This window comes from Streptomyces sp. NRRL F-2664 (genome assembly GCF_000719345.1).
Lineage (GTDB): Bacteria > Actinomycetota > Actinomycetes > Streptomycetales > Streptomycetaceae > Streptomyces.
In genome coordinates this window covers 15,751-29,786 of record NZ_JOFX01000005.1, presented here as the reverse complement: position 1 = coordinate 29,786, position 14,036 = coordinate 15,751, and the positions used below count along the sequence as shown (strand labels likewise).

The following is a 14,036-nucleotide window of genomic DNA, read 5'->3' as shown; positions in this document are numbered from 1 at the left end:
CGGACACCGTGCGGCCCAACCCGGGGTGCCCCTCACGGCCGTCCTCGGGACAGTGGGGGCATGAGTGCGCCCGAGCGGGCAGGCCCCGCTCCGATCGAGGAGGCACGGGCGGCCGGCCGCCCGCAGGTACTGGTACTCCGCGCCCTGGGCCTCGGCGACCTGCTGACGGTGGTGCCCTGCCTGCGGGCGCTGCGCCGGAGCATGCCGGATCGCGACATCGTCCTGGCCGCACCCGGTCGGCTGGCCGCCGTCGCCGCCGCCACCGGCCTCGTGGACCGGGTCCTGGCCACGACCGCGCGAGGCCGCGGCGTACCAGCAGAGCTGAGCTGGGCGGGCCCCCCGCCGGAGCTGGCCGTGGACCTGCACGGGAACGGGCCGCCCAGCCACCTGCTTCTGCAGCGGCTGCGACCGCGCCGGCTCCTCGCCTACCGGCACGCGGACACCCCGGACGTCCTCGGACCCCCATGGCGCCACGACGAGCACGAGCGGGAGCGGTGGTGCCGCCTGCTGCGCTGGTACGGGATCGAGGCCGACCCCACGGACCTGTCGATCGCCGCACCTGCGTGCGCCTCGCCCGCCCCGGGCGCCGTCGTCGTGCACCCCGGCGCGGACGCCGGCTCGAGACGGTGGCCCCCGGAACGGTTCGCAGCGGTCGTCCGTGCTGTGCGCCGAGCGGGCGAGGACGTGGTCGTCACCGCGGGGGCGGGCGAGGGGGCGCTGGCGCGAAAGGTGGCGAAGGACGCCGGACTGCCACCGCAGGCGGTGGTGGGCGGCTCCGGCGACGTCCCCTTCGACGAGCTCTGCGCCCTGGTGGCCGGAGCGCGCTGCGTCCTGGTCGGGGACACGGGCCTGGCGCACCTCGCGACGGCGCTCGGCACCCGGTCCGTCGTCCTCTTCGGCCCGGTGGCCCCCCGCCTGTGGGGCCCGCCCCCGCACCCGAAGCACCGGGTGCTGTGGTGCCCCCGCGCGGGCGAGGACCCCTTGCGGCCGGGCGACGCACACGCCTCGCAGCCCGATGCCCGGCTTCTGCGCATCACCGTCGGCCAGGTGGTCGAGGCGGTGCTCAGCCACTGCCGGTGACGGGCGTGGCCCCGTCCCGGTGCGGACGGCACGTCCCCGAGGACGGCGGCCGCGTCGGGCGGGCGGGCACGGCTCGGGTGCCCGCCCGCGCTCGACTCAGGTGTGCAGGCGGCTGTTGGTGCCGTCGTGGCCGTCGGCGTGGTCCTCGTCGAACCAGTAGTCGCCCGCGGCCAGGTAGCGGAAGGAGTGCACCTTCTTGCCGGGCAGTGCGACGGTGACCGCGCGGGTACCGTCCGCGCGGGGCACCAGGGTGTGGGTGCCGGGCTGCCAGTCGTTGAAGTCGCCGACCACGCTGACCGGGCCGGGGGGCGTATCCGCAGGCAGGACGAAGGTGACCTGGGTGCGGTCCTTGAGCCGTTTGCGTTCGAGCACGGAGTCTCCTGGCAGCAGGGGCGGTGGGTCGCGGGCCATCCTCCACGCCGCGGCGCGGGGCGGTCGCCGGACACGCCAGGCGGGTCACCTTCCCGGTCCTGGACTGGGCCGAAGAGCGTACGTGGTGCGCCTGCCGGTCCGGCTGGAACCTGCCCTCACCGGGTCGGCCCGCCCATAGCCTCGTGCCATGACCGCGATCACTGACACGACGTACGAGTACCGCCTCGCCCGCCCCGAGGACACCGAGGCCATCGAAGCCCTCGACGGGTCCTTCAGCACCAGCACGGTCTTCGAAGTCGCCGTGACCGGCCACGGTTTCGCCCTCCGCGAGGTCCCGGTGGACCCGCCGCTGGTCAAGGTGTTCCCCGCGGACGGAGGAGACGACGACGGGGACGGTGCCGAGACGGAGGGCGAGGACGCCGACAGCCGCACCTTCGTGGCCGTCGGCGCCGCCGGGGCGCTCGTCGGCTTCGCCGCCGTCTCCTACTCCCCCTGGAACCGGCGGCTGACCATCGAGGACATCGAAGTCGCCGCCGGCCACCGGGGCCGGGGGATCGGCCGCGCGTTGATGGGGTACGCGACGGACTTCGCCCGTCAGCGGGGCGCCGGGCACCTCTGGTTGGAAGTGACCAACGTCAACGCCCCCGCCATCCATGCCTACCGGCGAATGGGCTTCTCCCTGTGCGGCCTGGACACCGCCCTGTACCTGGGCACCGAATCCGAGGGCGAGCAGGCGCTCTACATGAGCATGCCCTGCCCGTGAGCCGCGAGCAGGCGGCTCACGGCGGCCCGACCGCTCGCAGTGCAGCCTCGGCCGCGCCCGTCGGGGTCCGCTCCACCGGCACCCCCAGGACGTCCGCGAAGTGCAGCAGGTAGGCCATGCGTTGCGCCTCCGGCGGTGCACCGAGCACGGCGCGGCCCGAGTCGCACCACGCACCCCACTTGATGTTGGACACCAGGCCGGGCAGGGTGGCCATGTCGCGGGGGATCCAGAAGAGGATCACGTCGGACCGGCGCATGGCGTCCTCCTCCCATGCGATCTGGTCCCCGTACGCCCGGTAGTCGCCGCCGGACACCGGCTCCGGCAGGAACACCACCAGCCGCCCGGCACCGGACCACACGGACCGCAGGGCGGCGACGGCCCCCGGTCCGTCGTCCAGCCAGGCCCTCCAGCGTCGCAACGGGGCTGGGGGGAGCGGGAGTTCGGCGCGGGCCCGGGTCGGGTGAGCCGGTCCGTGATCCGGGTGCGCACGACGCGCCCGTACGCGCTGGTCCTCGACGAGGCCACCGCCCTGCTGGACTCCTCGGCCTCGCGCCGGGTCGAACGCCCGCTCGCCGCGCTGATCGAGGGCCGTACGGTCATCTCGATCGTGCACCGCCTGGACACCGTGCGCGACGCGGACCGGATCGCGGTCATGGGCGGCGGACGGATCGTCGGACTCGGCAGCCACGACGAACTCCTGGCCGCCGACGGCGCCTACGCCGCCCTGTGGCACGCCTGGAACGCGGCACGCCAGACCTGAACAGCCCGTGCCGTCCACCACCCACGCCGCGCCGCCCCCGACCGCCGCCGGGGCGGCGTTTTCTGCACGGATCCCGGAAGACCGGGGCAGCTGACCGGCCGGGCGAATCGTTGTAGGCTCCGGGGACCGCCCTTGACCTGTGCGCAGGCAGGGAGCAGACAAAGGAGTGCGCGCATGCTTCGTACCATGTTCAAGTCCAAGATCCATCGGGCCACCGTCACCCAGGCCGATCTGCACTACGTCGGGTCCGTCACGGTGGACGCCGACCTGCTGGACGCCGCCGACCTGCTCCCCGGGGAGCTCGTCCACATCGTGGACATCACCAACGGCGCCAGGCTGGAGACGTACGTCATCGAGGGCGAGCGCGGTTCCGGTGTGATCGGGATCAACGGCGCCGCCGCGCACCTCGTGCACCCCGGCGACCTCGTCATCCTCATCAGCTACGCGCAGGTCGAGGACGCCGAGGCGCGGGCGCTGAAGCCGCGCGTCGTGCACGTCGACGCCGACAACCGGATCGTCGAGCTGGGCTCCGACGCCTCCGCCCCGGTACCGGGCACGGACCAGCGCCGCAGCCCCCACGCCGTGGCCGCGGGATAAGGAGCAGGGGACCGTGCCGGAGAACGCACAGCCGCCGATCGAGTTCCAGGACGAGCGGAAGGCCGGGCGGCTGCTCGCGGTCGAGGACGGGGCGGCGGTCGGGTACATCGCCTACTTCGTGCTCGCCGAGCCGCCCCACGCACGCGTGGCGGTGCACACGGTCGTCGAACCGGGGCACGAGGGCCGGGGCATCGCCGGGGGGCTGGTGAGGACCTTCTACCGGCTCGCCGAAGCCGAGGGCGTGCCCGTGGTCCCGCTCTGCCCGTATGCGGCGAGCTGGGCCGCCAAGCACCCCGAGGAGGCGCCCGTCGCGCCGCCCGGGGCTGTGGCGGCCGCGCGGGCGCAGCAGGCCGCCGACTCCGGCCTGCGGTGACGCTCCCGGGCCTGACCCTGCTGCACACCTCGCCCGTGCACGTCCCCGTCTTCGACGCGCTGCGCGACCGGCACCACCCCGGGGCGGTACTGCGCCACCTGGTGGTGCCGGAGCTGCTCGGCCGGGCCCGCGCGGACGGGCCGCGGGCCGCAGCCCCCGCCCTGCGGGAGCTGCTCGCCGGGGCGGGGCCGGGTCCCGTGCTCGTCACCTGCTCCACCATCGGAGCGACGGCCGAGTCCCTGGGCCCCGGCCTCGGCGTCCCGGTCCTGCGCGTGGACCGGCCGATGGCGGCCGCGGCCGTGCGGACCGGCCCGCGCATCGTCGTCCTGGCCGCTCTCGGATCGACGCTCGGCCCCACGGCGGAGCTGCTCGCCGAAGAAGCCGGCGGACGGCCGGTGTCGGTCGCCGCGCACCTCGTCGCCGGCGCCTGGGAGAGCTTCGCGTCGGGGGACACCGCCCGCTACCTCACCCGGGTGGCCGAGGCGGCCGACGCGGTCACCGGTGCCGACGTCATCGTCCTCGCCCAGGCCTCCATGGCGGGCGCCGCCGAGCTGGCGACGACCGCGATCCCCGTGCTGGCCAGCCCCCGGGCGGGGCTGGCCGCCGCGCTCGCTCTGGCACCCGGACCGTAGCGGGTGCCCGCCGGTCGCGCCGGTCCCACCGGTCGGCCGATCGCCGTGACGTCCGGGGGCGTAGAGGGCGCGATAGCGGGAAGGTGCCGTACATGGTGCACAACCTCGAAGCGACGCAGCCGCCGGCCCCGGAACCCGATCCGACGCCTGCGCCCACCCCGTTCCCGGACCCCGAACCGATGCCGCGCCCCGCGCCGCCCGTGCCCGGCCCCGTCCCGGAGCCGGACCCGGTACCCCCGCCGCCGGGGCCCGCGCCGACCCCGCAGCCCGGGCCCTGGAGCCGCGCCGCCGGCTGACGGCCGCCCGGCCGAGCAGGCACCGGCCGGCGGCCCGCCGACCGGCCCACCCCCCGACCGGGGCCCACCCGCCGACCGGGCTGAGCAGCCCACCGGTCGGGCGCCCCCGTTCGCCCCGGCGGTGTCAGTCCGTGCTGACCTCGGTGCGGTCGCCGCTCCAGTGGGTGTGGAACGAGCCCGCCCGGTCGGTCCTCCGGTAGGTGTGCGCCCCGAAGAAGTCCCGCTGGCCCTGGGTGAGGGCCGCAGGGAGCCGCTCCGCGCGCAGCGCGTCGTAGTACGCCAGTGATGCCGCGAAGGCCGGCACCGGGATGCCCGCGCCCACGGCCGCCGTGATCACGGCCCGCCAGCCCTGCTGCGCCGCCCCGATCTCCTCGGCGAAGCGCTCGTCCGCCAGCAGGCTGGGCAGGTCGGGCCGGGCGTCGTAGGCCGCACGGATCCGGTCGAGGAACGCCGCCCGGATGATGCAGCCGCCGCGCCACAGCGAGGCCACCGCGCCCAGGTCCACGTCCCAGCCGTACTCCTCGCTGCCCGCCCGGATCTGGTGGAACCCCTGCGTGTACGAGACGATCTTCGACGCGTACAGCGCCTCCTCCACCTGGGCGGCGAACGCGTCCGCCGCCTCCGGCGACAGCGCGGCAGGTGCGGGCCCCGCGAGCCCGCGGGCCGCCGACCGAAGGTCGGCGTGACCCGAAACGGCGCGCGCGAACACGGCTTCGGCGATCCCCGACACCGGGACCCCGAGGTCCAGGGCGATCTGCACGGTCCACCGCCCGGTGCCCTTCTGCTCGGCGGCGTCGGCCACGACATCGACGAACGCCTGCCCGGTCGCGGCGTCCGTGTGCGCGAGCACCTCCGCCGTGATCTCGATCAGGTACGAGTCCAGGCGTCCCCGGTTCCAGTCCCGGAAGGTCTGCGCGATCATCGCCGGGGAGTACCCGGCGACCTCGCGCAGCAGGTGGTAGGCCTCGCCGATGAGCTGCATGTCGGCGTACTCGATGCCGTTGTGCACCATCTTGACGAAGTGTCCGGCGCCGTCCGGGCCCACATGGGAGGTGCACGGCGTGCCGTCGGCGGCCTTCGCCGCGATCTTCTCCAGGAGGGGGCCGAGGGACGCGTACGACTCCTTGGAGCCGCCCGGCATGATGCTCGGCCCGAGCAGTGCGCCCTCCTCGCCGCCGGAGATGCCCACGCCGACGAAGTGGATGCCCTGCTCGCGCAGTTCCCGCTCCCGCCGCCGGGTGTCCTCGAAGTGGGCGTTCCCGCCGTCGATGATGACGTCGCCCTCCTCCAGGAGCGGGGCGAACTCGCGGATCACGGCATCGGTCGGCTCCCCGGCCTTCACCATGACGACGATGCGCCGGGGGCGCTCCAGCGCGTCGACGAACTCCTTGGCCGACTCGGCGGCCACGAACGCGCCCTCATGGCCGAACTCCTCCACCAGCGCCGTGGTGCGAGAGGCGGTGCGGTTGTGGACGGCCACCGTGAATCCGTTGCGGGCGAAGTTGCGGGCGAGGTTGCTGCCCATGACTGCGAGGCCGGTGACGCCGATCCGGGCGGTGCTGGTGCTCATCTGTGCGCTCCTGCGTGCTTCGGTGTGCGGGCCGTGCCGACGCTACCGCGCCACCGCTCCCGCGGCGCTCCGGCCCGTCGAGGGATTGTCAAGTTCCGCTGAAGAGCGCTCCGTTGCTCCCTTGCCGTGCAATGATCCCGGCGTTAAGTTGTGCGATTCCTGATGTCTTCGATGGGGGCTCCCATGGGCGTACGGGGCCGGCACCGCCGGTATCAGCCGAGCAGCATCAACCGGGCCTCGCTGGCCGTCACCGCCGGGGGCGCCGGTATCGCGCTCCCGCTGATGGGCGCCGGCGTCGCCGACGCCGCCTCCGTGGACACCTGGAACAAGGTGGCCGCGTGCGAGTCGACGAACAACTGGCGCATCAACACCGGCAACGGCTACTACGGCGGGCTCCAGTTCAGCCAGAGCACCTGGCGGGCCTTCGGCGGCACCACGTACGCCCCGCGCGCCGACCTGGCCACCAAGGAGCAGCAGATCGCGGTCGCCGAGAAGGTCCTGAAGGGTCAGGGCCCCGGGGCCTGGCCGCACTGCGGGAAGGGGGCCGGCCTCACCCGCGGCGGCCCCTCCCCGGTCCTGGCCGCCACGGTCCCCGCCCAGCCCGCGGCGCCTACACAGCCCCGGACCCAGGAGGTGCGGACGGCCCCCGCGCAGGGCACCGCGCCCCGCCCGACCGGAACCTCGGTCCTGCCCAACCCGTATGTCGTCGCGCCGGGCGACTCGCTCTCCGCGATCGCCACCCAGCAGCGCGTCGAGGGCGGCTGGCAGGCGCTCTACGAAACCAACCGGGCCGTGGTCGGCGACAACCCGAACCTGATCTTCCCCGGTCAGCGCCTCACGATGCGGGTCACCACCGCCCCGCCGGCCCCGCCCGCGCAGAACCCGGAGAAGCCGCCGCGGATCGCCGAACCGGTGAAGCCCAGGGAACCCGCTGCCCAGAAGCCGGCGGAGCGGCCCGCGCCGAAACCCGCGGAGAAGCAGGCCCCGAAAACGGCCGAGAAGCCCGCCGGCAAGCCGGCCGCCCAGCCCGGCACCCAGCCCGCGTCAGCGCAGCAGAAGCCCGCCGCGGGAGGCTTCTCCGCCCCGGTCGACGCCGCCCTCGGCACCGCCTACCGCGTCTCGGGATCCTCCTGGTCCAGCGGCTACCACACCGGGGTCGACTTCCCCGTGGCCACCGGCACCACCGTCAAGTCCGTCGGACCCGGGCAGGTCGTCTCCGCGGGCTGGGCCGGAGCGTACGGCTACCAGGTCGTCATCCGGCACACCGACGGCCGGTACTCCCAGTACGCCCACCTCTCGGCCCTCGGCGTGAAGGCCGGCCAGCAGGTCTCCGGGGGCCAGCGCATCGGCCGCTCCGGCTCGACCGGCAACAGCACCGGCCCTCACCTGCACTTCGAGATCCGCACGGGACCCGGCTACGGCTCCGACATCGACCCGCTCAGGTACCTGCGCAGTCACGGGGTGCGCATCTGACCCGCGCGCGTGCGGCGGCACGGCCGTGAGCAGCACCAGGCCGGCCGCCGCCAGCACAGCGCTGGCCAGTGCCGCCGCCGTGCCCGCGGCACCGTGGCGGAAGCCTTCGTCGAAGAGCGTGATGCCGACCGTGGCCGCCACCACCGGATTGACCACCGTCACCGTGGCCAGCGGCGCCGTCAGTCCGGCATCCCGGTAGGCCGCCTGGGACAACAGCAGACCGACCGTCGCCAGCACCGCGACCGCCACCAGGTCCGCCGCTCCCGGGCCGGCCTGCGCACCCGCTTCGACGGTCTCCGCGACCGACTTGGTGAACACCGAGGCCATGCCGAAGGCCGTACCGGCCGCCGCGGCGAGCAGCACGCTGTGCAGCACCGCCCGGCGCGTCCGGTGCGCGGCCACGAACAGCGCCGCCACCACCGCCCCGGTCACGACGAGCAGCAGGCTCCGCCCGCCGTCCGTCAAGGACTGCCCCGCCCGCCCGGACCCGCCGGTCAGCGCCAGCAGCCCGGCCAGGCCGACCGTGGCCAGCACCGCCCCGCGCCACGCCGCCGCACCCGCCCGGCGCCGTACCAGCACGGCCGCCATCGGCAGCGCGAACACGATGGTCAGGGCGCCCAGCGGCTGCACCAGGCTCAGCGGCCCGTACGCGAGCGCCACCACGTGCAGCAGAGCACCGAGGCCGTTCAGCCCGACCGCCACCCACCATCCGCCCCGGCGCAGCGGCGCATACCGCCGGTCCGGCGTGGTCACCGCCACCCTCTTTCCTGGACGATCGCTCCGCCCGCGTACGCCACGGCGGACACCAGGCAGAGCAGGACCGACAGCGCCAGTGCACTCATAAGCTCCACAATGCCCGACCCATCTGCGCTATTCCTCCGCCCACAGGTGGTCACGAGTCATACTCCCGACGTAGTGCGGGAGTACGCAGCGTGGGTGTCCCACCAGCGCAGCGCCACCCCTACCGTGCCCCAGGGTCACCGTCTCGATCCGCTCGGTGACGGCCCGTTCGCGATGCGTGAGCGATGCACCGGGCGCCCTGCCGCGGGTTTGGCTCGGGGCGCGTGCGATCCGTACAGTTTCCCTTTTGAGGACCTCCGCAGCAGGCGGATGCGGACGAGTGATCAAGGAACGGCAGCGGCCATGACGGTGACCGAAGACAGCCACGACCAGGTGCAGGCCTACGGACCGGGCATCGACCCCGAGCGGCTGGCGCTCTGCCTCGACGTGCTCGCCGAGCTGGACACGATCGACGTCGACCACCCCGACGCCATCGCCGTGCGCCGCGCGACGGCCGGCGTCTACCGCACGGTCAAGCAGCGCCGGCGCCAGGAGCGCCGGGCCGCCAAGACCGCGAACGACAAGGCCGTCACCGAGGCGACCGCGACCGGCTCCGCCGAGCGCATCGACGACGAGACCGAGGGCATCCTGCCCACCTCGGTCACCGAGGCCGGCCGGATCGCCGGGATACTCCAGCGCCCGCGCTCCTGCTACGTCTGCAAGACGCGGTACGTCGAGGTCGACTACTTCTACCACCAGCTCTGCCCGCAGTGCGCCGTCGAGAACCGCACCAAGCGGGAGGCCCGCGCCGACCTCAGCGGCAAGCGCGCGCTGCTCACCGGCGGCCGCGCCAAGATCGGCATGTACATCGCGCTGCGGCTGCTGCGCGACGGCGCCCACACCACGATCACCACGCGCTTCCCCAAGGACGCCATCCGCCGCTTCAAGGCGATGGAGGACTCCGCGGACTGGATGCACCGCCTGGAGGTCGTCGGCATCGACCTGCGCGACCCCGCCCAGGCCGTGGCCCTGGCCGACCAGGTGGCCGCGGCGGGCCCGCTCGACATACTGATCAACAACGCGACGCAGACCGTGCGCCGACTGCCCACCGCCTACGCGGCGCTCGTCGAGGGCGAGAGCGCCCCGCTGCCCGCCGGGGAACTGCCCGCCCACCACGTCATCGGCGCGTTCAACTCCGGTGCGGTCGACGGCCTGGCGGCCCTGCCCATCGGGGCGAGCGGACTGGAGGCGCAGAAGGTCGCCGACCTCGCGCTGGTCGCGGGCAACGCCAGCCTGGAGCGCCACCTCGCGGGCACCGCCATCGACGCGGGCGGCCTGCTGCCCGACGTCGTCGAGAGCAACACCTGGGTGCAGACCATCGACCAGATCTCCCCGGTGGAGCTGCTCGAAACCCAGCTGTGCAACTACACGTCGCCGTTCATCCTGATCAGCGCGCTCCGGCCGGCCATGGCCGAGGCCGCGCGGAAGGCGGCGAACGGGCGGGCGTACGTGGTCAACGTCTCGGCGATGGAGGGCGTCTTCAGCCGCGGCTACAAGGGTGCGGGGCACCCGAACACCAATGCCGCCAAGGCCGCGATGAACATGGTGACGCGGACCAGCGGCCAGGAGATGTTCCAGACCGACCGCATTCTGATGACCTCCGTGGACACCGGGTGGATCACCGACGAGCGCCCGCACTTCGACAAGCTGCGCCTCGCCGAGGAAGGCTTCCACGCTCCGCTCGACCTGGTCGACGGTGCGGCCCGGGTCTACGACCCGATCGTGCGCGGCGAGGCCGGCGAGGACCTGTTCGGCGTCTTCCTGAAGGACTACGCCCCGGCGAACTGGTAGGCCCGCGGGCCTTTCGGACCCGGCCCCGCGCTACGGCGTGCACGCGAGCGGCCCCCTCGGTTCCCCGAGGGGGCCGCTCGCGTTCCCGGCCGCCGCCGACGGCGGGTGCAGCCGTACCGGCCTGGCCACCCGTTCGCCGAGCAGCGGGCGCACCGCTTCCGCTGCGAGTACGGCGTGTCGCGCTCCGTCACCCGGACGGAGCAGCTCGCCGACGTCGGGCAGCAGCCCCGCGAGCTGCAGTTCCCTGCCGGCGGGGTGCGAGCGGCGCAGCAGAGCCGCCGACCGCAGGGCCCGTTCGTCGCGGCTGTGCCGAAGCAGCTCCATCAGCCCAACCACGCTTGTGACGTACGGGACTTCGGCCTCCGGCACTCCCGATCCCGCCACTGCCGACCCCCTCCGTCGCGCTTCACGGATCCGGGTCCGAGCACACCGTCCCGTGAGGTGCCCGCCGGTCCACGACGTGCTGAACTCAGGACGAAACCGAGAGGGCGCAGCGGATTTTGCCCCTCCTATCGAGCGGAGGTCCGCTCATATGTGTACTCTGGGGCATCAAGACGGCCCCCATCCGGGCCGCGCTCCACCAAGGCGCCACCGCGTCCGGAACCCTTGATCCCTTGCCCGGCTCGCGGTCAGCCCGCCGGGTTACGCGACACAGAGGAGTGCGCGGTGACTGAAAAGACGCAGCCCGAACCGAAGTTGCTGGAGCGGACCGGATCGCGCGCCAAGAAGCGCACCGACGAGCTCGGGAGCCTGGAGGTGTGGGCGCGCTCCGCCCCCATCCGGCTGGCCGGCTACGAGGACGACCTGGCGGAAGCCCACATCCTGCGCGGCATCGACTAGCCCGCGCCCTCCCGCGACCACCCGCACAGCGGTGACAAGCGCCCCCTCGTGCTCATCCGCACCGGGGGCGCTGCCCTGACCGCGGGGCAAGGGGTACGCCCTACGCCCTGAGCGTCATCGCCGACAGCGATCACCGCTTCCGCGCTCGTGCCCGCCGGTCCAGGCTGACGCCATGAAGCTGCTGATGCTGGGTGGTACCGAATTCGTCGGACGCGCCGTCACCGAGGACGCCCTCGCCCGGGGCTGGGAGGTGACCGTCTTCCACCGGGGGCGCCACGCGCCCCCGCCGGGGACCCGTGCCCTGCACGGGGACCGCACCGCCCCGGGCGGCCTGGCCGCCCTCACCGCGGGGGAGTGGGACCTCGCCGTCGACACCTGGGGCGCAGCCCCGACCGCGGTGCGTGACAGCGCGCGCCTGCTGAGCGGTCGGGCCGCACGGTACGCCTACGTCTCCAGCCGCTCGGTGTACGCCTATCCGGCTCCCGCCGGGCAGGGGGAGGACGGCCTCCTCGTGCAGGGTTCGCCCGACGCCGCGGCCACCGCCTACGCCGAGGACAAGAGGGGCGGCGAGCTCGCCGCGCTGGAGGCGTTCGCCGACCGGGCGCTGCTGGTCCGCGCAGGGCTGATCCTCGGCCCCTACGAGAACGTCGGCCGGCTGCCGTGGTGGCTGAACCGCATCGCGCGCGGCGGCCCCGTCCTCGCCCCGGGCCCGCGCGACCTGCCGATCCAGTACGTCGACGTACGCGACCTCGCGCGCTGGACCCTGGACGCCGCCGGGGCCGGGCTCGCCGGCCCCTGCAACCTGGTCGCCCCGCCCGGGCACGCCACCATGGGAAGCCTCCTCGACGCCTGCGCGGCCGTCACCGGCGGGAAGGCCGACCTGCGCTGGACCGACCCGGCACCGATCCTCGCGGCCGGCGTGGAGCCCTGGACCGAGCTGCCGATCTGGCTGCCCGCGGGCGAGTCGCACGACCACATGTTCGGCGGGGACGTGACCCGGGCGCTGAAGGCCGGACTGACGTGCCGACCCGTCGAGGAGACCGTGGCCGACACCTGGTCCTGGCTGCGCACCCTTGACGGCCGGGCTCCGCAGCGGCCCGACCGGCCGGCCCCCGGCCTCGACGCGGAGCGGGAGGCGGCGCTACTCGGGCTCTGACGGCCGGGCGCCCGCGAGCCGGGTCGGCGGGAGGTACTCGCGCACCAGCGTGCGGTGCCACCAGTCCCCCGTCTCGCGCAGCTCCCGCCAGGTGGTGAAGCGGTAGCGGTAGAGCAGGGCCCTGACGTGCACGGGCGGGGCGTCCGGGAACGGATTGTGGCGCAACAGCCGCAGCGTGTCCCGGTCGCCCGCCAGGAGCCGCTCCACGAAGGGTCCGAACCAGTCGCGGGCGTAGCCGGGGGAGATCGCCGCGAACCACATCAGCCAGTCCAGGCGGAGGTGGTAGGGGGCGAACTGGCGCGGCAGCCGGTGCGGCTCGCCCGGCTTGCCCCGGAAGCCGTACTCCTTCCAGTCGCCGTCCTCGCGCGGTACGCGGTCCGCGGTGCCCTCCACTGCCACCTCCATGCGCACCCGTCCCACCGAGCCGAAGGCCCCGTAGGTGTTGACCAGGTGCAGTGCGTCGAAGGAGCGGTTCATCACCTGGCGGCGCGAGACCATGTTGAGCACGGGGTGCCGGCTGAGGAAGAGGACCAGTGCGGTCACCGCGCACACCAGCACCACGAACCAGAGGGGGGCCTGCCGGGAGGCGGCTGCCGGGGGAGGGCCCACGAGTCCGGTGAAGTCCACGGCCGACACGGCGAGGGTGATCGTGAGCCAGTTCAGCCAGGCGAAGTTGCCCGACAGCACCAGCCACAGCTGGGTCGCGACGACCGCCCCGGCGGCGTACGAGGCCACCGGCTGCGGGGTGAAGAGCAGCACCGGCACGGCCAGCTGGGTCACGTGGTTCGCGGCGCACTCCACCCGGTGCAGCGGCTTCGGCAGATGGTGGAAGAACCAGCTGAGCGGGCCCGCCATCGGCTGTGTCTCGTGGTGGAAGTACAGGCAGGTCAGCTTGCGCCAGCAGGGGTCGCCGCGCATCTTGATCAGCCCCGCCCCGAACTCCACCCGGAAGAGCACCCAGCGCAGCAGCCACAGCACCAGCACCGGCGGCCCGACCCGGGCGTTGCCGAGGAACACCGCGAGGAAGCCGACCTCCAGCAGCAGCGACTCCCAGCCGAAGGAGTACCAGGTCTGGCCGACGTTCACGATGGAGAGGTAGAGCACCCACAGCGCGGCCCACATCGCCATGGCGGCGGCCAGCGGTACCTCGTCCCCGGCCCCGGCGGCCAGGGCCGCCGCCAGCGCGGCCCCCGTCCAGGCGCAGCCGGCGAAGAGTCGGTCCGAATAGCGCAGTTGGAACAGGCTCGGGGCCCGCCGGAAGGGTACGCGGCGTACGTAGCGAGGCACGGGCAGCATGCCATGCGTCCCGATGAGGGCCCGGAACTGCAGCGCGGCCCCGACGAAGGCGACGAGGTAGACACCGGCGAGAGCCCGCTGGAAGACCAGCCGGGCGAGCCAGTACCCGGGCGCCGTGAACCAGTCCATCGCCTCCAGTATCCGACCGGCCACCCGGCACCGGCCAGTCCGTGCAGCACGCAGGTTCTTGAACGAGT

General features: G+C 74.0%; 15 protein-coding genes and 1 pseudogene. 10 read left to right on the top strand and 6 right to left on the bottom strand.

Features of this window, described 5'->3' with window-relative positions:
• Window positions 1-60: 60 nt before the first annotated feature.
• A complete protein-coding gene (locus IF89_RS0107460; RefSeq protein WP_030762989.1) occupies window positions 61-1,080 on the top strand; it encodes a glycosyltransferase family 9 protein in 1,020 nt (339 codons plus the stop codon).
• Between the two features lie 96 nt (window positions 1,081-1,176).
• Here IF89_RS0107460 and IF89_RS0107455 read toward each other — a convergent pair whose 3' ends face one another.
• Window positions 1,177-1,452 (bottom strand): isoamylase early set domain-containing protein, encoded by a 276-nt coding sequence (locus IF89_RS0107455; protein WP_030762988.1) that lies wholly within the window; start codon window positions 1,450-1,452, stop codon window positions 1,177-1,179.
• A 187-nt stretch (window positions 1,453-1,639) separates the two neighbouring features.
• Between IF89_RS0107455 and IF89_RS0107450 the strand changes: the two genes are divergently transcribed.
• On the top strand, window positions 1,640-2,215 hold the full coding sequence (locus IF89_RS0107450) for a GNAT family N-acetyltransferase (protein WP_030762986.1): 576 nt from the start codon (window positions 1,640-1,642) through the stop codon (window positions 2,213-2,215).
• Window positions 2,216-2,231: 16 nt separating this feature from the next.
• Here the strand turns inward: IF89_RS0107450 and IF89_RS0107445 are convergent, their stop codons facing one another.
• On the bottom strand, window positions 2,232-2,633 hold the full coding sequence (locus IF89_RS0107445) for a nucleoside 2-deoxyribosyltransferase domain-containing protein (protein ID WP_234327689.1): 402 nt from the start codon (window positions 2,631-2,633) through the stop codon (window positions 2,232-2,234).
• A 63-nt stretch (window positions 2,634-2,696) separates the two neighbouring features.
• Here IF89_RS0107445 and IF89_RS0107440 point away from each other — a divergent pair, with 63 nt between their 5' ends.
• From IF89_RS0107440 to IF89_RS0107425, 4 genes are all read left to right on the top strand, one after another.
• Window positions 2,697-2,975 (top strand): hypothetical protein, encoded by a 279-nt coding sequence (locus IF89_RS0107440; RefSeq protein ID WP_420706888.1) that lies wholly within the window; start codon window positions 2,697-2,699, stop codon window positions 2,973-2,975.
• A gap of 174 nt (window positions 2,976-3,149) precedes the next feature.
• On the top strand, window positions 3,150-3,572 hold the full coding sequence (panD, locus tag IF89_RS0107435; protein ID WP_030762981.1) for an aspartate 1-decarboxylase: 423 nt from the start codon (window positions 3,150-3,152) through the stop codon (window positions 3,570-3,572).
• Between the two features lie 13 nt (window positions 3,573-3,585).
• Window positions 3,586-3,945 (top strand): GNAT family N-acetyltransferase, encoded by a 360-nt coding sequence (locus IF89_RS0107430; protein ID WP_030762979.1) that lies wholly within the window; start codon window positions 3,586-3,588, stop codon window positions 3,943-3,945.
• Window positions 3,942-4,577, top strand: a complete 636-nt coding sequence (locus tag IF89_RS0107425; RefSeq protein ID WP_199820476.1) for an aspartate/glutamate racemase family protein — start codon at window positions 3,942-3,944, stop codon at window positions 4,575-4,577. The genes IF89_RS0107430 and IF89_RS0107425 overlap by 4 nt, the downstream gene beginning before the upstream one ends.
• Before the next feature lie 420 nt (window positions 4,578-4,997).
• Here IF89_RS0107425 and gndA read toward each other — a convergent pair whose 3' ends face one another.
• Entirely contained in the window at window positions 4,998-6,443 is a 1,446-nt protein-coding gene (gene gndA / locus IF89_RS0107415) for an NADP-dependent phosphogluconate dehydrogenase (protein ID WP_030762970.1), read from the bottom strand.
• A 183-nt stretch (window positions 6,444-6,626) separates the two neighbouring features.
• On the opposite strand from gndA, the gene IF89_RS0107410 reads away from it, so the two are divergent.
• Window positions 6,627-7,916: a transglycosylase family protein gene (locus IF89_RS0107410; protein WP_030762967.1), complete on the top strand. Its 1,290-nt coding sequence runs from the start codon at window positions 6,627-6,629 to the stop codon at window positions 7,914-7,916.
• A gap of 102 nt (window positions 7,917-8,018) precedes the next feature.
• Here IF89_RS0107410 and IF89_RS45880 read toward each other — a convergent pair.
• Window positions 8,019-8,579: pseudogene (locus IF89_RS45880) on the bottom strand (DMT family transporter); the annotation flags it as partial.
• Between the two features lie 480 nt (window positions 8,580-9,059).
• Between IF89_RS45880 and IF89_RS0107400 the strand changes: the two are divergent.
• A complete protein-coding gene (locus IF89_RS0107400; RefSeq protein WP_030762965.1) occupies window positions 9,060-10,547 on the top strand; it encodes an SDR family NAD(P)-dependent oxidoreductase in 1,488 nt (495 codons plus the stop codon).
• Window positions 10,548-10,577: 30 nt separating this feature from the next.
• Here IF89_RS0107400 and IF89_RS46915 read toward each other — a convergent pair whose 3' ends face one another.
• Window positions 10,578-10,871, bottom strand: coding sequence for a hypothetical protein (locus IF89_RS46915; RefSeq protein WP_199820475.1), 294 nt, complete (start codon window positions 10,869-10,871; stop codon window positions 10,578-10,580).
• Window positions 10,872-11,213: 342 nt separating this feature from the next.
• On the opposite strand from IF89_RS46915, the gene IF89_RS45875 reads away from it, so the two are divergent.
• Window positions 11,214-11,387, top strand: a complete 174-nt coding sequence (locus IF89_RS45875; protein WP_158717822.1) for a hypothetical protein — start codon at window positions 11,214-11,216, stop codon at window positions 11,385-11,387.
• A 172-nt stretch (window positions 11,388-11,559) separates the two neighbouring features.
• Window positions 11,560-12,543, top strand: a complete 984-nt coding sequence (locus IF89_RS0107385; protein ID WP_030762959.1) for an NAD-dependent epimerase/dehydratase family protein — start codon at window positions 11,560-11,562, stop codon at window positions 12,541-12,543.
• Here IF89_RS0107385 and IF89_RS0107380 read toward each other — a convergent pair.
• Complete coding sequence (locus IF89_RS0107380; RefSeq protein ID WP_030762957.1) at window positions 12,529-13,968, bottom strand: lipase maturation factor family protein; 1,440 nt, start codon at window positions 13,966-13,968, stop codon at window positions 12,529-12,531. The genes IF89_RS0107385 and IF89_RS0107380 overlap by 15 nt on opposite strands.
• Window positions 13,969-14,036 lie beyond the last annotated feature (68 nt).

Bases quoted from the DNA above. Each gene is read 5' to 3' on its own strand.
- IF89_RS0107410 (WP_030762967.1), top strand. From the start codon at position 6,627: ATGGGCGTACGGGGCCGGCACCGCCGGTATCAGCCGAGCAGCATCAAC.
- IF89_RS0107460 (WP_030762989.1), top strand. From the start codon at position 61: ATGAGTGCGCCCGAGCGGGCAGGCCCCGCTCCGATCGAGGAGGCACGG.
- gndA (WP_030762970.1), bottom strand. From the start codon at position 6,443: ATGAGCACCAGCACCGCCCGGATCGGCGTCACCGGCCTCGCAGTCATG.
- IF89_RS0107400 (WP_030762965.1), top strand. From the start codon at position 9,060: ATGACGGTGACCGAAGACAGCCACGACCAGGTGCAGGCCTACGGACCG.
- IF89_RS46915 (WP_199820475.1), bottom strand. From the start codon at position 10,871: ATGGAGCTGCTTCGGCACAGCCGCGACGAACGGGCCCTGCGGTCGGCG.
- IF89_RS0107385 (WP_030762959.1), top strand. From the start codon at position 11,560: ATGAAGCTGCTGATGCTGGGTGGTACCGAATTCGTCGGACGCGCCGTC.
- IF89_RS0107450 (WP_030762986.1), top strand. From the start codon at position 1,640: ATGACCGCGATCACTGACACGACGTACGAGTACCGCCTCGCCCGCCCC.
- panD (WP_030762981.1), top strand. From the start codon at position 3,150: ATGCTTCGTACCATGTTCAAGTCCAAGATCCATCGGGCCACCGTCACC.
- IF89_RS0107380 (WP_030762957.1), bottom strand. From the start codon at position 13,968: ATGGACTGGTTCACGGCGCCCGGGTACTGGCTCGCCCGGCTGGTCTTC.